We start from the raw sequence: 18,619 nt of genomic DNA on the forward strand, positions 1-18,619 counted from the left end.
AGCTGTAGTCGCCGTTCATTGCGTGCTCCTCGCAAAGCCGCGAGCGGCGCGTTTTTCCAGGAAGTACATGCCGACCATGGCCAGCACGGTGAGGCCCAGGTACATGAAGGCCGCGACCATGAAGAAGGTGAAAGGCTGCTTGGTGACGGTCACGCCGATTTGCGCGTGGCGCATGATTTCTTCCAGGCCGATCACCGAGACCAGCGCGGTGTCCTTCATCAAAATCATAAACAGGTTGCCCAGGCCCGGCAGGGCGATGCGCCACATCTGCGGCATGATCAACCGGGTGAAAATACGCAGCTTCGACAGGCCCAGGGCGATGCCCGCTTCACGATGGCCTTTGGGGATCGCCAGGATCGCGCCACGAAACACTTCGGTGGCGTAGGCGCCAAAGCACAGGCCCAGGGCAATCACGCCGGCAGCGAAGGCGCTGAGCGACAGGTCGGGGTTACCGAAGAACTCCCCGAGGGCACGCATCATATTGACCGTGCCGAAATAAATCAGCAGGACCCACAGCAGTTCGGGAATGCCCCGGACAATGGTCGAGTAAGCGCCGCCAAGCCATTGCAGGAACTTGTACGGGGAAGTCTTGGCCAAGGCGCCGGCCAGGCCGAGCACCAGCCCCAGGCATAACGCCGTGAGTGCCAGTTTGACGGTCATCAGCGCGCCGGCAGCGAGTGCGGGGCCGAATCCGTAGAGATCGAAATTCATGGTTTTTTCATATCGCGCAAGGCTTGCGAAAAGCCGGCGCGCTCAAGCGAGCGCGCCGGACTGGCCAATCAGGATCATTCGATGCTGAAAGGGAAGTACTTGTCGTTGATCTTCTTGTAGGTGCCGTCGGCCTTGATTTCCGCCAGGGCCTTGTTCAGGCGCTCGCGCAGTGGGTCGCCTTTGCGCACGGCGATGCCGATCTTGTCGCTTTCTACAACCGGATCGCCTTTGAACTCGTAGGCCGAACCGTCTTTGCTCTTGAGCCATTCGTATTGCACGTACTTGTCGGCGAGCATCCCGTCCAGGCGGCCGGACGTCAGGTCGAGGTAGGCGTTTTCCTGGGTGTCATAGAGCTTGGCGGTGGTGTCTGGCAGTTTGTCTTCCAGGTAGGTACCGGCCAATGTCGCGCGCTGGGCACCGATGATCTTGCCTTTGAGGTAGCCGGCGTCGGTCTTGAAGTCTTTGATGGATTTGGCCGCGATGAATTGCAGCTTGTTGGAGTAGTACGGGTCGGTGAAATCAACGGCCTGCTTGCGCTCGTCGGTGATCGACAGCGACGACACCAGGAAGTCGAACTTCTTGGCGTTCAGGGCCGGGATGATGCCGTCCCAGTCCGAGACATACACTTCGCACTTCTCGACTTTCATCTTGGCGCACAGGGCGTCGCCGATGTCTTTGTCGAAGCCGACAACGTTGCCGCTGGCGTCTTTATTGTTGAAGGGCGGGTAAGCCGCCTCGATCCCCATTTTCAAAGTCTCGGCCATGGCCGTGGCGCTGAACGCCATGGAAACGGCGGCGGCCAGGAGGAATTTTTTATAGTTCTGCATGCATGTTGCTCCGTTAGCGGTTGCTGGACATGAATTGTTTGCAGCGCGCCGAAAGCGGGTTGTCAAACACCTGCTGTGGCGATCCTTGCTCTTCGACCAGCCCCTGGTGGAGGAACACCACTTCGCTGGACACTTGGCGGGCAAAGCCCATTTCGTGGGTGACCAGCAGCATGGTGCGGCCTTCTTCGGCCAGCGCGCGGATCACATTAAGTACTTCCTGAACCATTTCCGGGTCAAGTGCCGAAGTGGGCTCATCGAACAGAATGACTTTAGGTTGCATCGCCAGGGTGCGGGCGATGGCCGCGCGTTGTTGCTGGCCGCCAGACAATTGCGCCGGGTAGGCGTGGCGTTTGTCGCCAATGCCCACCTTGGCCAGCAGCGCTTCGGCCACTTCGATGGCTTCGGCCTTGCTCTGGCCGAGCACGCGGCGTGGGGCCTCGATGATGTTGTCGAGGATGCTCATGTGCGGCCAGAGGTTGAAATTCTGGAAGACAAAACCGATTTCGCTGCGCAGGCGATTGATCTGCTTGCCGTCGGCGGCCACCAGCTCGCCGTTTTTCGCGGCCTTGAGCTTGAGCTCTTCGCCGGCCACCAGGATCTGGCCCTGGTGCGGGTTTTCCAGCAGGTTGATGCAGCGCAGGAATGTGGACTTGCCGGAACCGGACGAACCCAGGATCGAGATCACATCGCCGTCGCGAGCGGTCAGCGAGATGCCTTTAAGCACCTCCAGCTCACCATAGCGTTTATGCAAGTTGCGGATTTCAAGCGCGGGCGCGGCCAAAGCCATGTGCGGTCCTCATTGTGTTCATTGCGTTCCTGCTGTTGGGTCGCCTTCCTGGCGTGGCGCCAAGCTAGCATAGCGTTCGGATGACAGCCAACAGCGCCACGGGCGTTAAACAGGCGGTGTGTGACAGGTTGTCGCATCGGCACAGTAGCGTGTCGCGCCATCAACAACCGAACAGCCGTTTTAACCGATAAACCCGTGGCAGTCGCGTAAAAAAGGGCGCGATGGTGCCAGCTTTGGCCGGGTGTTGGAAGGGTTAAACGGGTAAACGGCACCTATCGGCCCTTTAATTGGGCGTCACTGACTTTTTGTGTGTGTTTTTGGTGCGCTCATTCGTTCTTGAAGTGAGTCGAGCGGTAACGCTGTGGCGGATTGCCAGTAATCTCAATGGCTTGCGAGCGCTGATGGATTGTCCTACAGGCCGCGTCAACCTTGGCTTTGTAACATTTTGGCGCAAATCTTGCGTAAAAAATAAAGAACGCCCCGTTTGTTTCTTTTCACGAAGAATCAGCAAGCCGGGTGGACCGAATACGCAATTCCTCGCAAAGGTGTGTCAATGAGTAGTACGCAAAGCTCCAATGACCTCGAACAGGGGCTCAAACCGCGGCATGTCACCATGTTGTCGATTGCCGGTGTGATCGGCGCCGGTTTGTTTGTCGGCTCCGGCCACGCGATTGCGGCAGCCGGGCCTGCCGTGCTGCTGGCCTATGCCGCAGCCGGTACGTTGGTGGTGCTGGTGATGCGCATGCTGGCCGAGATGGCCGTTGCTTCGCCAGACACCGGTTCATTTTCCACCTACGCCGACCGGGCCATCGGCCATTGGGCCGGCTTTACCATCGGCTGGCTGTACTGGTGGTTCTGGGTGCTGGTGATTCCCCTGGAAGCCAACGCCGCCGCGACCATCCTGCATGCCTGGTTCCCTGATGTGGCGATCTGGGCCTTCACCTTGGTCATCACCCTGCTGCTGACCGCGACCAACCTGTTCAGTGTGAAGAACTACGGCGAGTTCGAGTTCTGGTTTGCCCTGATCAAAGTGGTGGCGATCATCGGTTTTGTGATCCTCGGCGTACTGGCGATCTTTGGCTTGCTGCCAGGCAGCCAGGTCAGCGGCGTCTCGCACCTGTTCGACACCCAAGGCTTTTTGCCCAACGGCATGGGCGCGGTGCTGGCGGCGATTCTGACCACCATGTTCTCGTTCATGGGCACCGAGATCGTGACCATCGCGGCCGCAGAGTCAAAGAACCCTGGCCAGCAGATCACCAAGGCCACCAACTCGGTGATCTGGCGGATCGGCTTGTTCTACCTGGTGTCGATCTTCATCGTCGTGGCCCTGGTGCCATGGAACGATCCGACCCTGGCAGCCGTTGGTTCCTACCAGACTGTGCTGGAACGCATGGGCATCCCGAATGCCAAGCTGATCGTCGACCTGGTGGTATTGGTCGCCGTAACCAGTTGCTTGAACTCGGCGCTGTACACCGCGTCGCGCATGCTGTTTTCCCTGGGCCGGCGTGGTGATGCGCCGGCAGTGGCCAAACGCACCAACAAGAGCGGCACGCCTTACTGGGCGGTGATGCTGTCTACCGGCGCGGCGTTCCTCGCGGTATTCGCCAACTACGTGGCCCCGGCGGCGGTGTTTGAATTCCTGCTGGCCAGCTCCGGCGCGATTGCGCTGCTGGTGTACCTGGTGATTGCCGTGTCGCAACTGCGCATGCGTCAGAAACGGACCGCGGCGGGCGAGAAGATTGCCTTCAAGATGTGGCTGTTTCCGGGCCTGACCTATGCGGTGATCGTGTTTATCGTCGGCGCGTTGACCATCATGCTGTTCCAGGAAGCGCACCGGGTGGAGATTATTGCGACCGGTGTGTTGAGCCTGCTGGTGGTATTGGCGGGGTTGCTGGTGGCGAGCCGGCGCCGGGCCCAGAAGTTGGGGGCTGCGGTACTCAACTGACGAGTTGAAATGCTTGCTGCCTGGCACCACAAAGCACTGTGGGAGCCGGGCAGTTAAGCGCAGATCCCCTGTGGGAGCGGGCTTGCTCGCGAAAGCGGTGGGTCAGTCAACATCAATGTTGGCTGGGCCGACGTCTTCGCGGCGATGCGGCGATCCGACAAGCCCGCTCCCACATTTGATCTTCACTGCTTTGAGCATTGCGTTCGCTTAACTGATCGGCATTGGGGCTTGCCCGGCTCCCACATTGGTTTTGTATCAATCCTGCGCGCTGGTCAGCGCCTGGGATGCCGCCACGTAGTCCGCCTGGAATTGTGGCGATTCAATCCAGGCCAACGCCGCCGCTTCATCATCGCTGTCGGTGGACCACTGCCGATACTCGATCAGCGCCGCCAGGATAAAGTCCGTGGCGTTTTCTTCGCCCTCCTGCTCCAGCACCAGCGCCAGCAACGGGTGCGCCAGGAATGCCGCACACAGCGCCTGCTGGCTGGTCTCGCCGGCCGCGCGCATTTCCACGAACAGTTCGGTCAAGTCCACCGACTCAAGGTCAATGCGGTCGTCGTCACCGGCAAACGCATCCGGCTTCGGCGCATTGGCGCGCTGGGTGCGGTTCTGCTTGGCCTTGGCTTTTGCCCGTTGGGCACGTTTTTGCTGCTTGTTTGGCGAAGCCATGGGCTCACGTCCTTGGTTCAGGATCTGGGTGGCGTATTGAAGCGCAGGTCTGGCGAAATCCCAAGGGTTTCTACAGCCGGGTGCCCGGTGTGTCGGGCGCCAGTTGGCCGTGCTGCAGCCACGCCAGTGCAATCGGCCACAACCGATCCTGATATTCACTGCGGAAAAACGCGAAATGCCCGACGACCTCTTCGCCAATATCCCCCGGCGCGATACGCAGGTGCGTGCGCTCGCTGGCCTGGAAGTAATTCAGCAGGCGCTCAATGGCGGGCACGGTGCCAAACGGGTCGTCGCTGATGCTGATCGCCAGGATCTGTGCCTGCACGCGGGCAAAGGGCAACTCGTCCAAGGCCCGTCCGCTGGGGCGTGTCTCGTAGGTGGGGGTGGGTGTGCTCCAGTCGCGCACCACGCCGGCGGGCGTGTCTTCCAGCCAGCCCAGGCGCTTGCCCGGGAAATACCCGCACACGGCAGTCACCAGCGGCATCACCAGGTGCCACTTGGCAAACATCCGCCAGCGCCCGCTCGCTTGATAGTCACGCCAGTAGGCGAACTGCGCGCCCACCGTTACCAGGCGCCTGATCGCGGCGCCGGAGGCCCCGAGACCGGCCGCGCAGCCGCCAAAGCTGTGGCCGACTACATCAATGGGCTGCCCGGCAAACTCGCGTTGCGCCCGTCGCAGGATGGCCTCGAAATCCAGCCGGCCCCAGTCTGACCACGAGGCCTTGAACCCACGCAACGAGCCACTGCGCGACTCGCCGATGCCGCGATAGTCGTAGGTGATGACATCGAAACCCTTGGCAAACAGGTACTCGGCAAAGCGCGAATAGTGGCGGCAGCACACTGAGGTGGCGGCGTTGATGATCACCACTGGGCGTTCGATATCGCTGCGGATATGGCGCCAGGTGAAGCCGCCGATGGGGTAGTGGTCGGCGGCGGGCTCGTGGAATGTCTCGGGGTGCGGGCGGCTGGGCAGGTTCATCACTGGCCTCGATCCATGCGCTTTCGATGGGGGGTGACGACCCGTGCGCAGTTTTTATTGGAGGCTGACACTAACAAAATCGCCAGCCAAAGGCGCGCGATACCTGCCAGCCAATCCCGTAAAAAAGGCGGTTGTGGCGAGCGGGCTTGCCCGCGTTGGGTCGCGCAGCGGCCCCAAAAAATGGGACAGCCCTGCAGCCCAGCGCGGGCAAGCCCGCTCGCCACAGGTGTGTGTGTACAGGTAAATGTTGCATTCGGTTCAGGCGTGATTCAGCCGTGCTGCCGGCAATATACGCCAGCATCTCCCCCGCCCTGACAGGTTAAACCATGGAACACCGCAACCGTTTTCGTGTGGAGGCCCTGGGTGTTTTCCTGGTGGCCTTGTTGTTATTTACCCTGGGCATCTGGGATCAGTCGCCGCAAGGGTTTGACGGGCGTTGGGCGGTGTTTATGCAGGAGATGTTTCGCCACGGCGCGAGCCTCTTCCCCACCACCTACGGTGAGCCTTACCCGGATTATCCGGGCACGGCGACCTATTTCAGCCTGCTCTTTGCCCGGCTGTTCGGTGCGCCTAACGACCTGGCTAACGTGTTGCCCACCGCTCTGGCGTCGGCTGGGGTCGTGGCCCTGGTCTACCGCTTGCTGGTGCCCTGCGGTCGGACCTGGGCGTTGCTGACGGTAGTGCTGACGGCATTGACCGCGCAATGGCTGGAGAAGTCGCGCTCAGTCTGCCTGGATCAGATGGTCTCCCTGCTGTGCCTGGGCTGTTTTTACTTGCTGCACACCGGCGAGCGCCTGGGCTCGCGGCTGCGCCAATACGCAATCTTTCCCTTGTTCGTGGCGGCGTTTGCCATGCGTGGCCCTTTGGGCTTGATCGAGGTCTGTGGGGTTGCTTGTGTGTACTGGGCGCTGGGGCCTGCCCGCACGCGGGAAGAGAAGATTGGCTTGCTGAAAAAGGTGCTTGCCCACAGCGTGATCGGCCTGGTCCTGCTCCTTGCCTGTTGGTGGGGGTTGCTGAAGCTGGCGCGGATCAGCGGGGGGGATGCTTTTGCCGACGAGGTGATGAAGATGCAGGTGGCCGGTCGCCTGGATGAAAGCGGCGAGCCGTTCTACTTCTACTTCAAGCTGAGCCTGTATCGCTATTTCCCGGTGATCCCGCTGGCGCTGGCGACGTTGATTGCCCTGCGCCACACCTGGTCGGCGCGCAATGATGATGCCGATGTGCGGCTGATGCTGCGCCTGGGCGGCTGTGGCCTGATGATCCTGCTGGGGTTGTCGGTGCCGAACTTCAAGCGTGCCTACTACATCCTGCCGATGGTCCCGATGTTTGCCGCGGTGGCGGCTTATGGGCTGCTTCAGGCCCGGGGTTGGTTGCTTGGGGTGCGTCGGGGTTATGCGTGGCTGGTGGCGATCCTGCCGCTGCTGGGGGTTGTCGTGGTCTTGGTCTGCCGCCAGTTGTGGAGCAAACACGGTTACTGGCCTGATGTTTCAGTGCCGGGGTTGATTGCGCTGCTGATCGCCCTGCAGTTGGCGGCGGTGGTGGCCTGGCGTCGCTGGCGCAGCCGTGTGGGGGCGCGACTGGTGGTGCTCAGCCTGATCGCGCTGGCCACCCAATGGCTGGTGCTGGTGACGGTCGTGGAGCCGGCCAAGGATCTGCAGTTCGACACCAAAAACTTTGTGGGTGCGGTGGAAACCCTGCGGGCCGAGCACCCCGGGCCGCTGGTGTTTCTCAACCTTGGCAAGGACACCTGGGCCATTCGCTACATCATGAACCTGGATCATGACGAGCAGCCGCTGTTTATCGGGCGCGATGACCTTGCGCGCCTGAACGCACTGCCGCGCTCGTCCTGGGTGATTGTCGCGCGCAAGGAAACCGAACTGCTGCAGGGCACGCCGCTGCAGCATCTGGTACCGGCTTTCAATGGGCGGCTTAATGACAACCCGTTGCTGGTGTTCCGGGTGCCATGATCAGCCGCCGCCGTGGATTTACAACTCAATCAAAAGTTGTAGGCCAGCGTACCGACGAGCGTACGACGGTTGCCGATAAAGCAGTCGCCTCGCGCCAGGCATGTGGTGTAGTAGGTCTTGTCTTCAAGGTTGGTCGCGTTGAGCGTCAGGTTCCAGTTCTGGTAGCGGTACCCGAGCATCGCATCCACCAGGGTAGAAGACGGCGTTTTCAGGCGGTCGGCGCCATCCCAGCTGGTTCCCACATAGCGAATGCCGGCACCGACACTGAACCCGGAAATGTCGCCGATGCTGAACCGATGTTGGCTCCATACCGAGGCCATGTTCTCGGGAACGCTGGACAGGCGTTTGCCTTGCTCGGCGGGCGCGCCCTTGATGACGGTGGTGTCGGTGTAGCTGTAGGTGCCAATCAGGTCCCAGTCGGGCGTGACCGTCACCAGCGCTTCGAGCTCCAGGCCACGGGCGCGGGTTTCACCACTTTGCAGGGTATTCATCGCATCCAGGGGGTCGGGCATGCGGCGGTTCTGCTCGCGAATGTCATACACCGCTGCGGTGTAGAGACTGTTGCTGCCAACCGGCTGATATTTCACCCCCAGCTCCCACTGTTTGCCCTTGAGCGGTACGTAGGGCTCCAGCGTTCGCCGGTTGAGGCCGATTTGGGGCTGGAATGATTCGCTGTAGCTCAAGTAGGGCGCTATGCCGTTGTCGAACAGGTAGGTCAGGCCTGCGCGGCCGGTCACCTTGTCGTCCTTTTGCCGGGCGCTGCCTTGGGTTTGGCTGGCGGCCCAATCCTTGCGCAGGCCGAGGGTCAGCAGCCACTGTTCGTATTTGATCTGGTCCTGGGCATACAGCCCTTGTTGCATGACCCGTTGTTCCGGGTCTGCGGTGAGGCGAATGACCGAGGGATCAAAGGTGCCATACACCGGTTCGTACACGTTCAGTGGTGTTGCGTTACCGCTGGCACCTTCCCGGTTGGAGACCGCATGCTGGTAGTCGCCCCCCAGCAGCAGCGTGTGCTGTAGCGGGCCGGTGTCAAATCGGGCCTCGGCGTTTTGGTCGGCAACCCAGACTTTGACCTCTGGCTTGGAAACGTAATAGACACGGTCGAGGGTCTGGTTATCGGCGTTAAACGGTGGGTTTCTTGCGAATTTCGCATAAATCGACTGGTAGCTGACTTTGCTTTTCTGCCAGCGCAGGTTCTGGCGCAGCGTCCATGTGTCGTTCAGGTGCCACGAGAATTGCGACGTCAGGGCTGTCTGGTCACTGTCGTATTCGTCGAACCCTGGCTCGCTGGCGAACCGGTTGCTGTGGATCCGGCCATATGGCGCATTCCAGACGGTACCTTTGTGTGGGAAGAACTGCGTGGTGGAGCCGCTGTCATCGCGCTGGATGTTGGCCATGACGGTCCAGTCGATATCTTCGTTGGGGCGCCAGGTCAGCGATGGCATCAGCACCTGGCGGTTGTCTTTGACATGATCAACCTGGGTGTCGCTGTCGCGCTGGATCGCCACCAGCCGGTACAGCAGCGTGCCTTGCGGGTTCAGGGCGCCGGTGGTGTCGACGGCGACCTGCTTGCGGTTGTAATTGCCGTATTGCAGTTGCAGTTCGGTGTGCTGTTCGGCTTTGGGGCGTTTGCTGACCTGGTTGATCAGGCCGCCCACCGGGCTTTGCCCATACAGCATCGACGCGGGGCCCTTGAGCACTTCAAGGCGTTCCAGGGTGAAGGGGTCGGTGCGCACGTTGGTGTAAGTGCCGAAGCTCTGCTGTAAACCATCAAGGAACAGGGCCGGCGAGCTGCCTCGCACTTTCGACCAGTCTCCGCGGCTATCGAGCCCGAAGGTTTCGGCCCGCACCCCGGAAACATATCGCAATGCGTCTTGCACGGTCAGCGCGCCCTGATCGCGCATGCGGTCGGCGCTGATGACGGAAATCGACTGGGGGATCTCAGTGATGGGGGTGTCGGTCTTGGCCCCCGTTGTACTGCGCTTGGCGACGTAGCCTTTGACCGGGCCGTCGGCCGTTTCTTCTGAGGCAGTTGCCGTAATACTTTGGCTGGGCAGTTCGAGCTGGCCTGTTTTCTCGGCCGCGTCTGCGACCGGGACAAGCATCGAAGCGAATCCGAAGGGGGCAAGGCCAAACGCCTTCAACCATGAACCTGACTCGCGTGCAGAGGGCATCGCAGCTCCTTGATTATTGTTAGTGGGGCAGGGGGGGATTTTGCGCGCCAGCTTAAATGATAATAATTGCTATTAGCAACCATGAGCTTCAGTCGAGCCTGGCTTTTTGGCGGGGGTGTTTGATGCGGGCGACCGGGTGGGGTCGCCCTGAGCGGTGAGGGGCAATCAAGGCTGGCAGTCAGGCAGGAGTGCGAAGTGACATTCGTCCTGAACTATCTGGAAGGGGGCGACGAACTATTTGCAGCGATACCCCTCGGGCATCGTGACGGTGTAGTTGCGCTGCACGCGATCCTGGAAGTTCAGGTTCTGCAGGCCCTGCTGCACCAGGAAGGCTTCGACCTTGGCGGCCTGGCAGTCCTCGTTGTAGGACGTTACCCGCAGCAGGTACACCGCGCGTTTGCTCGCTTCATCCCGGGCCGTGGCGGTGAAGGTGGTGAGGGTGGTGTAGCCGGTGCGCTCCGAGCTGCCTACCGGGCCATAGGTGGTGTTCGGCGTGCTGGTGCAGATCATCTGGTCGCTTTTTTTCTTGCTGTTCTTGCACACGGTGGAGGTGCTGGTTGGCACCTGCCCATACTCGGTGGCGGTATAGCGGTAGGTCACCTGGTGACTGTCGATGTCGAGGGTGATCGTGATTTTCGGCGTGCGGTTCTTGGGCAGGGACACATCGGTATACACCTCGCGAAACCCCTGGTCCTTCATGGCGCTGACCATATCGCGCAGGTAGTAGCGGGCATTGAGCGCGTTCTCGGCATTGCCGCCGACCGACGTCACCAGCACCGTCGCCTGTCGGTCAAAGTGATAGTCCGGGTCAGGGGTTGCGTTGATCGCGACGTCCATCGTAGTAGCGCATCCGCTGAGCAGCGCTGTCAGCATTAACAGCGTGCATAACAAGTACCGGGTCATGACGTAACTACCTTGTTGAAGATTGGATTAAGGCTAGACGGTTGAGCAGGGAAATAAATAACACATCAGGTGCCGGCGAGGCTTGGCGTTAACCTGAAAGTAACCAGAGGGGCGCTGGCGATACTAAATCGCAGGCAACAAAAAACCCGCACTAGGCGGGTTTCTTGGGTGTTCCAGATGATTTTTGCACCACCTGAAACTAATAAGTGGTGCCCAGAGACGGAATCGAACCGCCGACACGGGGATTTTCAATCCCCTGCTCTACCGACTGAGCTATCTGGGCAACGGGGCGCATTAAACGGGTTTTTCAGGGGGTCGTCAAGCAAGTTTTCAAAAAATATTTAATTATTACCGTCGCTTACGTGCCAACCCCGGTTTTTGCTCAATTATTGAGCAGGCGGCACGTAGCCGTCGGCCTTGGCGTAATCCTCGCCGGAAAAGTACTTGTCCATCTCGCCCTGCAGATATTTGCGGTCTTCGGCGTTCATCATGTTCAGGCGCTTTTCGTTGATCAGCAGGGTCTGGTGCTTCTGCCAGTCGGCCCAGGCCTTGGCGGAGACGTGGTCGAAAATGTCCTGGCCCTTGGCGCCCGGGAATGGGGCACGCTCCAGGGCTGGCAGTTCTTCGTGATACTTGCGGCAGATGATGGTGCGGGTCATGACGAAACTCCTGCGTTCAATACGTCGGCCGCGCGCTTCAGCAGTTTTTTCACCGGGGCGGCAAGGCCCAGGCGCGGCGGGGTGGCGAGGTTATACCAGAGCCAGTCGGCCTCGGCCACGTGATGGGCCGATTCCTCGACCTGCACCAGCCAGGGTTCGATAGCCAGCTGGAAGTGGCTGAAGGTGTGGACCAGCCCAGGTAGCGCCTGATGCTTGCCCAGCGCCAGTGAGTGCTGGTTGGCCAGGTGTTCCAGGTCGTTCAGGTCGTCCAGCTCCGGCAAGCTCCACAGCCCGCCCCACAGGCCTGTAGAGGGGCGACGATAAAGCAGGATCGCGCCCTCCTGGTTGGCCAGCATCGGCATCAGCGTGCGCTTTTGCGGGATGGTCTTGCGCGGCTTGGGGATCGGGTAGCGGGTTTCCAGGCCCAGCATGTGCGCCTCGCAGCCCTTTTCCAGGGGGCACAGCAGGCAACTGGGCTTGCTGCGGGTGCAGAGGGTGGCGCCCATGTCCATCATGGCCTGGGTGTAGGCATTGACGCGGTCGTGGGGGGTAAAGCGCTCGGCAGTGGCCCACAGCTGCTTGGCCACTTTGGGCTCGCCCGGATAGTCCTCCTGGGCAGTAAAACGTGCCAGCACGCGCTTGACGTTGCCGTCGAGGATCGGTGCGCGCAGGCCCATGCTCAGGCTGGCGATGGCACCGGCGGTGGACAGGCCGATGCCCGGCAGTTCGGTGAGTTTCTCTACATCGCGGGGAAACTCGCCGCCGTATTCGGCCACCACGATCTTGGCAGTCTTCTGCAGGTTGCGCGCCCGGGTGTAGTAGCCCAGCCCGGTCCACAGGTGCAGCACTTCATCTTCCGGCGCGGCCGCCAGGGCCTCGACCGTTGGCAGCGAAGCCATGAAACGGTCGAAGTAATTGAGCACGGTGCTGACCTGGGTCTGTTGCAGCATGATTTCCGAGACCCACACCCGATACGGGGTGATGCCCTGTTGCCAGGGCAAGTCATGGCGACCGTGACGGTCGTACCAGTCGAGCACGGCCGCTGAAAATTGCTCGTTTCTCATCGGTTGAACAAACCTTTGAGGGCGTCTTTGAGCTTGGGGTTGACCTTGTCGAGCTTCTCTTCAAGTTTCTCGCTGAGCTTGTTGCCCGCCATCTTGGCGGCCACCTGGCCCAGGCCGTCCTTGTCCAGGCGGCAGGCTTTGGCGCCCAGTTCCAGCGGGCCACGGCAGCGCAGCGGCACTTCGATACCCTGGAAGTTCGAGCCGACCTGGCAGGCCGGGTCCGGCATGTCGCGCTTGTCGCCCTCGACGATGATGCCCACGCGGTAGTCCATGCCCAGTACACGCAGGTCCACGTCGCCATTGCCGTTGACGGTCAGGCCGGGGATGCGCACTTTCAGGTCCGGGTTGCTCGCCACGCCGTTACGGAAGGTCAGGTTGCCCTTGAGTTCCTGGAACGGTGTGTCCTTGCTGCGCGGTGTCGTGGCCAAGGTCTTGCGGTTGAGCAGGGCGATACCCGTGCACAGCTGTTGCTCAAGGTTGGCATTGAGCAGCACGCCATTGTTGATCACAAAGCTGGCGGTGCCGTTGAGGCTGTCGATCAGCGCTTTCTGGCTGTTGCCACGCCCGTTCAGGTTGCTGTCGAGGGTGATCTGGCCCTTGACCGGCGGGGTTTGCCCCTGGGCTTGCAGGATGCGCTCGACCGGTACTTGCTTGATTTTGGTCTGCAACGCCAGCACCGGCACATCTTCCCGTGCATCGAGGCTGCCGTTGGCCTGGAACGTGCCGTTATAGAGGCCACCGCTCAAGGTGTCGAGCTTGAACTGGCCACCCTGGCCGGAGGCCTTGAGGGCTGCATTCTCGATGGGCAACTGGCTCAGGGTCAGTTGGCCGAAGGACAGGTCGGCAATCACGTCCAGGCTGCGCAGGCGCGCCAGGGGCAGCAGTTTGTCGGTGCTCCAGGCGCCTTTGGTCGGCGCGTCCGGCAACGGCGTGGTGCCACCGGCGGCCATGGCCCCGGCTTCGCTGCTTTGCACTTCGGCCTGGCGTGCGACGGCGGCGCTGTTGGCGGCTTCGGACTTGGCGGGCAGGTAATGGTCGGCATTGAACGTGTCGCCCTTGAGCTGCACGCGCAAGGATTGCTTGGCAAAGTCCTCCACCGCCAGGCGCCCGGTAAAGGTGCTGCCGTCGACTTTCAGGTTGAGGTCTTCCAGGGCCATGCTCGACGGCGTGCCTTGCAGGCGGCTGACCAGTTCGACCTTGCTCAGGCTCCCTGGGGCCATGGCCGGCAGGGGCTGGCCGACGCTGTCGAGGAACTTGGCCAGGTCAAACTGGGCAATCGACAGGGCGCCGCTGATCTGTGGGGTTTTATCCAGGTCGTTGACCTTTACTTCGCCCAGTGCCCGCAGTTGGTTGAGCGACAGCTTGAGGCCGGTCCACTCGGCAATGTTCGCCGACAGGTCCACCAGCAACTGGCCCTGGGTGGCAAAGGTCACGGTCTTGCCTTGCAGCGGCTCGCCGGTGGCTTCGCCTGCGACTTTCATGTCTTCGAACTGATAGCGCTTGAGGGCGCGATCAAAACGCAGTTCGCCGCTGAGTTCGCTCTTGACCCGCATCACTGGCTGGTTGCTGCCGAAGAAGGCAGTGAGTTTGACCGGGATGCTCGCGCCTTCATGCACGGCACCGGTGCTCAACTGAATGCTCTCGGCGCTGAATTGCTTGCCGGTCTGCTCGTCGTTGTACTCGATGCGGGCGTTGTTGACCGTCAGGCTGTCGATATCCAGGCGGATCGGCTGAGCCGGTTTGTCCGGCGCTGGCGCCGTGGTTGGCGCAGTCGTCACGGGTGCCTCGGCGGTGCCGGTGGCTGCAACGGGTGGTGCCTTGCCGATATCTTCCCAGTTGCCGTGGCCTTGCTTGTCGCGGTTGAGGCGCAGGTTCAGGCCCTCGACGCGCACATCGCTCATCTGCACTTCACGACGCAGCAGCGGCAGTACCCGTACCGACAGGCCGAGCATCTGCAGATCGGCAAACGGCTGGGCAGGATTGCTCAGGGTGGCCACGCTGGCTTCATGCAACTCCAGGCCCAGCCACGGGAACAGGCTCCAGCCGATATCGCCATTGAGCGTCAGCTCGATGTGGGCCTTGTCGCGGGCAATCTGGCGAATCTCGTCTTTGTAGTCGTTGGGATCGAAGAGGTGGGTCAGGGCAAAGCCCAGAGCCACAATGATCAGCAACAGCCCGAGAAGTACCAGACCCAGGATTTTGCCGAACGCTTTCATGGGCGAGTCCTTGTATGTCGATTTCAAAATTTAGCCGCAGAGTATAACGCCGCTGGACCTGCGGCTGTTTACGCATCGTTACATAGTGTCAAACAAAACAGATGAGCCGAAAAAGGTAGTGTCAGTTTGGTTTTTCTCGCGGCGCCAAATGCTAATCTTTGCGCGTTCGCCCGCCTTCTGCGACGAAACGTCGCGCTTACAGGGAGCTTCACTCGACAAAACGGCCACGCATTGCGTGCAAAGGCCGAGGAGGAGAGCGCCTGGCGAACACAGACCAACAACTGGGGGAAACACCAATGAACACTAGCACTGCGGCCGGCATTCCTGCTGCGCAGCCTGCGTTCCTGTCCAAGGAACGCATCATCGCCAAGCCAGGGTTTAACCGCTGGCTGGTTCCGCCGGCCGCCCTGGCTATCCACTTGTGCATCGGCATGGCCTACGGCTTTTCGGTGTTCTGGCTGCCACTGTCCAAGGCGCTGGGCGTCACCGCACCGGTCGCGTGCGCGCCGGACATGAGCTTTATCGCGCAGATCTTCTCGTCGTCCTGCGACTGGCCGATCTCCATGCTGGGCTGGATCTACACCCTGTTCTTCATCTTCCTGGGCTGCTCGGCCGCTATCTGGGGCGGCTGGCTGGAACACGCCGGGCCGCGCAAAGCCGGTGTGGTCTCGGCACTGTGCTGGTGTGGTGGCCTGCTGATCTCGGCGCTGGGGATCTATACCCACCAGATCTGGCTGATGTGGCTCGGCTCCGGGGTCATCGGCGGTATCGGCCTGGGCCTGGGCTATATCTCGCCGGTCTCGACCCTGATCAAGTGGTTCCCGGACAAGCGCGGCATGGCCACCGGCATGGCGATCATGGGCTTTGGTGGTGGTGCGATGGTCGGCGCCCCCCTGGCAGCGGCACTGATGGGCCACTTCGCTTCGCCGACTGGCGTGGGCGTATGGCAGAGCTTCTTGGTGATGGCCGCGATCTACTTCGTGTTCATGATCGGCGGCGCCTTGTCCTACCGCGTCCCGCCGACCGGCTGGAAGCCTGAGGGCTGGACCGCGCCGGCGAAAAAAGCCAGCAACGCGATGATTACCCATCGCCATGTGCACGTGAACGTGGCCTGGAAAACCCCGCAATTTCGCCTGGTATGGCTGGTGCTGTGCCTGAACGTATCGGCCGGTATCGGCATTCTCGGCATGGCGTCGCCGCTGTTGCAGGAAGTGTTTGGTGGCAAGTTGCTGGGTGTGGATGTGCCATTTGGCCAACTGGATGCCGGGCAACTGGCCTCCATCGCAGCCATCGCTGCCGGTTTCACCGGGTTGTTGAGCCTGTTCAACATTGGTGGGCGGTTCTTCTGGGCGTCGTTCTCTGACTACCTGGGCCGTAAAAACACCTACTTCGTGTTCTTCGCCCTGGGCTTTGCCCTGTATGCGCTGATCCCGAACCTCGGCCACTTGGGCAACGTCTCGCTGTTCGTGGCGGCGTTCTGCATCATCCTGTCGATGTACGGCGGCGGCTTCGCGACCGTGCCGGCCTACCTGGCGGACCTGTTCGGTACGCAAATGGTCGGTGCGATCCACGGTCGCCTGCTGACTGCCTGGGCGGCGGCCGGCGTGCTGGGCCCGGTGCTGGTCAACTACCTGCGTGAGTATCAGCTGAGCATTGGCGTGGAGCGTGCTGCGGCTTATGACATCACCTTGTACATCCTCGCCGGCCTGTTGGTGCTGGGCTTTATCTGCAACCTGCTGGTGCGTCCGGTGGCCGACAAGTACTTCATGACCGACGCCGAACTGGCCGCCGAACAGGCGCTGGGCCATGACAAGGGCGCCGATGCCAGCACTTCCCTGGAGTGGAAAGCCGCTTCCGGCACCGTGCCATTGGCGATTGCTGCGTGGCTGGTGGTGGGTATTCCGCTGGCGTGGGGCGTGTGGGTGACCTTGCAGAAGACTGCAGTGCTGTTCCACTAACACCGCATAACCCGTGTGGGCCCGGTTCCTGTGGGAGCCGGGCTTGTCCGGGATAGAACCCGCTCGGTGTATCTGTAGTACGCAGGCGTCTGCATCGCAGGCAAGCCAGCTCCCACACACGCCAGCTCCCGCACTTGTACTGACATGTCTATGCCCGACAGGCCGTCAGTCTTATCCCCTTCGATGTTTCTGTTTAGCGCCCGCAGCCCCTATAATGGCCACCTTTTTCGCCCAATGATTTTGCGGAGCTGGTGATGGCCGAACGTAAGGCGTCCGTCGAGCGCGACACTCTGGAAACCCAGATCAAAGCCTCGATCAACCTGGATGGCACCGGAAAGGCCCGATTTGATATCGGTGTTCCTTTTCTTGAGCACATGCTGGATCAAATCGCCCGTCATGGGCTGATCGACCTGGATATCGTCAGCAAGGGTGACCTGCATATCGACGACCACCACACCGTGGAGGATGTCGGTATCACCCTCGGCCAGGCGTTTGCCAAGGCCATCGGCGACAAAAAGGGCATCCGCCGTTACGGCCATGCCTATGTCCCGCTGGACGAGGCGCTGTCGCGTGTGGTCATCGACTTCTCGGGCCGCCCAGGCCTGCAGATGCACGTGCCTTACACCCGCGCCACGGTGGGTGGCTTTGACGTGGACCTGTTCCAGGAATTCTTCCAGGGCTTCGTCAACCACGCTCTGGTCAGTCTGCACATCGACAACCTGCGTGGCACCAACACCCACCACCAGATCGAAACCGTGTTCAAGGCTTTCGGCCGCGCCCTGCGCATGGCCGTGGAGCTCGATGACCGCATGGCCGGGCAAATGCCGTCGACCAAGGGCGTTCTGTAATGCAGACGGTCGCGGTTATCGACTACGGCATGGGTAACCTGCATTCGGTGGCCAAGGCCCTCGAGCACGTCGGTGCCGGCAAGGTGCTGATCACCAGCGATGCGCAGGTGATCCGCGAAGCCGACCGTGTGGTGTTCCCCGGTGTGGGCGCGATTCGCGACTGCATGGCCGAAATCCGCCGCCTGGGCTTTGACAGCCTGGTGCGCGAAGTCAGCCAGGACCGGCCGTTCCTCGGGATCTGCGTGGGCATGCAAGCCTTGCTCGACCGCAGTGAAGAGAACGGCGGCGTCGACTGCATCGGCCTGTTCCCAGGCGCGGTGAAGTTTTTCGGCAAGGATCTGCACGAAGACGGCGAGCATCTGAAAGTCCCGCACATGGGCTGGAACGAAGTGCGCCGCACCGTCGACCACCCGCTGTGGCATGACATCCCGGACATGGCGCGTTTCTACTTCGTCCACAGCTACTACATCGCCGCCGGTAACCCGCGCCAGGTGGTGGGTGGCGGGCACTACGGCGTCGATTTTGCCGCAGCGCTGGCCGAAGGTTCGCGCTTTGCCGTGCAGTTCCACCCGGAGAAAAGCCATACCCATGGCCTGCAGCTGTTGCAGAACTTCGCCAGTTGGGACGGGCGCTGGTAATGGCCAAGAAGATCAAGCCACCGATCCTCAATCTCACTCCCCAGCAGGAGAGTGAGGCGACCGACAAGATCAAGCGTTTCATGGAAGATCGCTTCGAGCTCCGTCTCGGGTCGTTCGAGGTGGCTGAGATCCTCGAGCTGTTCACCACTGAAATTGCTCCGCACTATTACAACAGGGCGATTTTCGATGTGCAGACGCACCTTAAAGAAAGGTTCGAAAGCATCGAAAGCGACTTGTGGGCGCTCGAAAAACCCTGATTTTCCGAGCAATGCTG

General features: G+C 61.1%; 16 protein-coding genes and 1 tRNA gene. 6 read left to right on the forward strand and 11 right to left on the reverse strand.

Features of this window, described 5'->3' with window-relative positions; translation table 11 throughout:
• Positions 1-15: 15 nt before the first annotated feature.
• The 3 genes from HU773_RS02280 to HU773_RS02290 form a co-directional block, all read right to left on the reverse strand.
• Positions 16-711: an ABC transporter permease gene (locus tag HU773_RS02280; protein ID WP_057437111.1), complete on the reverse strand. Its 696-nt coding sequence runs from the start codon at positions 709-711 to the stop codon at positions 16-18.
• 74 nt (positions 712-785) lie between these two features.
• Complete coding sequence (locus HU773_RS02285; RefSeq protein WP_032862321.1) at positions 786-1,538, reverse strand: ABC transporter substrate-binding protein; 753 nt, start codon at positions 1,536-1,538, stop codon at positions 786-788.
• A 13-nt stretch (positions 1,539-1,551) separates the two neighbouring features.
• Complete coding sequence (locus HU773_RS02290) at positions 1,552-2,325, reverse strand: ABC transporter ATP-binding protein (RefSeq protein ID WP_128593020.1); 774 nt, start codon at positions 2,323-2,325, stop codon at positions 1,552-1,554.
• A 553-nt stretch (positions 2,326-2,878) separates the two neighbouring features.
• On the opposite strand from HU773_RS02290, the gene gabP reads away from it, so the two are divergent.
• Positions 2,879-4,270 carry a GABA permease gene (gabP, locus tag HU773_RS02295; RefSeq protein ID WP_057437117.1) on the forward strand — a complete coding sequence of 464 codons (1,392 nt, stop codon included), beginning with the start codon at positions 2,879-2,881 and terminating at the stop codon, positions 4,268-4,270.
• Between the two features lie 255 nt (positions 4,271-4,525).
• Here gabP and HU773_RS02300 read toward each other — a convergent pair whose 3' ends face one another.
• Together HU773_RS02300 and HU773_RS02305 are read right to left on the reverse strand one after the other, a co-directional pair.
• A complete protein-coding gene (locus HU773_RS02300) occupies positions 4,526-4,939 on the reverse strand; it encodes a hypothetical protein (protein WP_186625106.1) in 414 nt (137 codons plus the stop codon).
• A 70-nt stretch (positions 4,940-5,009) separates the two neighbouring features.
• Positions 5,010-5,918, reverse strand: coding sequence for an alpha/beta hydrolase family protein (locus HU773_RS02305; RefSeq protein WP_186625107.1), 909 nt, complete (start codon positions 5,916-5,918; stop codon positions 5,010-5,012).
• A 326-nt stretch (positions 5,919-6,244) separates the two neighbouring features.
• On the opposite strand from HU773_RS02305, the gene HU773_RS02310 reads away from it, so the two are divergent.
• Complete coding sequence (locus HU773_RS02310) at positions 6,245-7,885, forward strand: ArnT family glycosyltransferase (RefSeq protein WP_186625108.1); 1,641 nt, start codon at positions 6,245-6,247, stop codon at positions 7,883-7,885.
• A 29-nt stretch (positions 7,886-7,914) separates the two neighbouring features.
• Here the strand turns inward: HU773_RS02310 and HU773_RS02315 are convergent, their stop codons facing one another.
• From HU773_RS02315 to HU773_RS02340, 6 genes are all read right to left on the reverse strand, one after another.
• Positions 7,915-9,990 (reverse strand): TonB-dependent siderophore receptor, encoded by a 2,076-nt coding sequence (locus HU773_RS02315; RefSeq protein WP_057437686.1) that lies wholly within the window; start codon positions 9,988-9,990, stop codon positions 7,915-7,917.
• 303 nt (positions 9,991-10,293) lie between these two features.
• Positions 10,294-10,962, reverse strand: a complete 669-nt coding sequence (locus tag HU773_RS02320) for a YajG family lipoprotein (protein ID WP_057437122.1) — start codon at positions 10,960-10,962, stop codon at positions 10,294-10,296.
• 207 nt (positions 10,963-11,169) lie between these two features.
• Positions 11,170-11,245, reverse strand: a tRNA-Phe gene (locus HU773_RS02325).
• 103 nt (positions 11,246-11,348) lie between these two features.
• Positions 11,349-11,621 (reverse strand): oxidative damage protection protein, encoded by a 273-nt coding sequence (locus HU773_RS02330; RefSeq protein ID WP_038445278.1) that lies wholly within the window; start codon positions 11,619-11,621, stop codon positions 11,349-11,351.
• The gene (gene mutY / locus HU773_RS02335) at positions 11,618-12,685 is read right to left on the reverse strand and encodes an A/G-specific adenine glycosylase (protein WP_186625109.1); all 1,068 of its coding nucleotides are present in this window, start codon (positions 12,683-12,685) and stop codon (positions 11,618-11,620) included. The genes HU773_RS02330 and mutY overlap by 4 nt, the downstream gene beginning before the upstream one ends.
• Positions 12,682-14,901: an AsmA family protein gene (locus HU773_RS02340; protein WP_057958033.1), complete on the reverse strand. Its 2,220-nt coding sequence runs from the start codon at positions 14,899-14,901 to the stop codon at positions 12,682-12,684. Before HU773_RS02340 ends, mutY begins: the two co-directional genes overlap by 4 nt.
• A gap of 296 nt (positions 14,902-15,197) precedes the next feature.
• On the opposite strand from HU773_RS02340, the gene HU773_RS02345 reads away from it, so the two are divergent.
• The 4 genes from HU773_RS02345 (at position 15,198) to HU773_RS02360 (ending at position 18,602) form a co-directional block, all read left to right on the forward strand.
• Positions 15,198-16,859, forward strand: a complete 1,662-nt coding sequence (locus tag HU773_RS02345) for an OFA family MFS transporter (RefSeq protein WP_057958034.1) — start codon at positions 15,198-15,200, stop codon at positions 16,857-16,859.
• A 254-nt stretch (positions 16,860-17,113) separates the two neighbouring features.
• Positions 17,114-17,707, forward strand: a complete 594-nt coding sequence (gene hisB / locus HU773_RS02350; RefSeq protein ID WP_003218037.1) for an imidazoleglycerol-phosphate dehydratase HisB — start codon at positions 17,114-17,116, stop codon at positions 17,705-17,707.
• A complete protein-coding gene (hisH, locus tag HU773_RS02355; RefSeq protein ID WP_057437127.1) occupies positions 17,707-18,345 on the forward strand; it encodes an imidazole glycerol phosphate synthase subunit HisH in 639 nt (212 codons plus the stop codon). Before hisB ends, hisH begins: the two co-directional genes overlap by 1 nt.
• Positions 18,345-18,602, forward strand: a complete 258-nt coding sequence (locus HU773_RS02360; RefSeq protein WP_029295898.1) for a DUF2164 domain-containing protein — start codon at positions 18,345-18,347, stop codon at positions 18,600-18,602. The genes hisH and HU773_RS02360 overlap by 1 nt, the downstream gene beginning before the upstream one ends.
• Positions 18,603-18,619 lie beyond the last annotated feature (17 nt).

The organism is Pseudomonas shahriarae, from assembly GCF_014268455.2.
GTDB classification, from domain to species: Bacteria; Pseudomonadota; Gammaproteobacteria; order Pseudomonadales; family Pseudomonadaceae; genus Aquipseudomonas; species Aquipseudomonas shahriarae.

Coding starts and splice junctions, on each gene's coding strand:
- hisH (WP_057437127.1), top strand. CDS start 17,707: ATGCAGACGGTCGCGGTTATCGACTACGGCATGGGTAACCTGCATTCG.
- HU773_RS02310 (WP_186625108.1), top strand. CDS start 6,245: ATGGAACACCGCAACCGTTTTCGTGTGGAGGCCCTGGGTGTTTTCCTG.
- HU773_RS02290 (WP_128593020.1), bottom strand. CDS start 2,325: ATGGCTTTGGCCGCGCCCGCGCTTGAAATCCGCAACTTGCATAAACGC.
- HU773_RS02300 (WP_186625106.1), bottom strand. CDS start 4,939: ATGGCTTCGCCAAACAAGCAGCAAAAACGTGCCCAACGGGCAAAAGCC.
- mutY (WP_186625109.1), bottom strand. CDS start 12,685: ATGAGAAACGAGCAATTTTCAGCGGCCGTGCTCGACTGGTACGACCGT.
- gabP (WP_057437117.1), top strand. CDS start 2,879: ATGAGTAGTACGCAAAGCTCCAATGACCTCGAACAGGGGCTCAAACCG.
- HU773_RS02280 (WP_057437111.1), bottom strand. CDS start 711: ATGAATTTCGATCTCTACGGATTCGGCCCCGCACTCGCTGCCGGCGCG.
- HU773_RS02345 (WP_057958034.1), top strand. CDS start 15,198: ATGAACACTAGCACTGCGGCCGGCATTCCTGCTGCGCAGCCTGCGTTC.
- HU773_RS02285 (WP_032862321.1), bottom strand. CDS start 1,538: ATGCAGAACTATAAAAAATTCCTCCTGGCCGCCGCCGTTTCCATGGCG.
- HU773_RS02315 (WP_057437686.1), bottom strand. CDS start 9,990: ATGCTTGTCCCGGTCGCAGACGCGGCCGAGAAAACAGGCCAGCTCGAA.
- HU773_RS02305 (WP_186625107.1), bottom strand. CDS start 5,918: ATGAACCTGCCCAGCCGCCCGCACCCCGAGACATTCCACGAGCCCGCC.
- HU773_RS02330 (WP_038445278.1), bottom strand. CDS start 11,621: ATGACCCGCACCATCATCTGCCGCAAGTATCACGAAGAACTGCCAGCC.
- HU773_RS02340 (WP_057958033.1), bottom strand. CDS start 14,901: ATGAAAGCGTTCGGCAAAATCCTGGGTCTGGTACTTCTCGGGCTGTTG.
- HU773_RS02360 (WP_029295898.1), top strand. CDS start 18,345: ATGGCCAAGAAGATCAAGCCACCGATCCTCAATCTCACTCCCCAGCAG.
- hisB (WP_003218037.1), top strand. CDS start 17,114: ATGGCCGAACGTAAGGCGTCCGTCGAGCGCGACACTCTGGAAACCCAG.
- HU773_RS02320 (WP_057437122.1), bottom strand. CDS start 10,962: ATGACCCGGTACTTGTTATGCACGCTGTTAATGCTGACAGCGCTGCTC.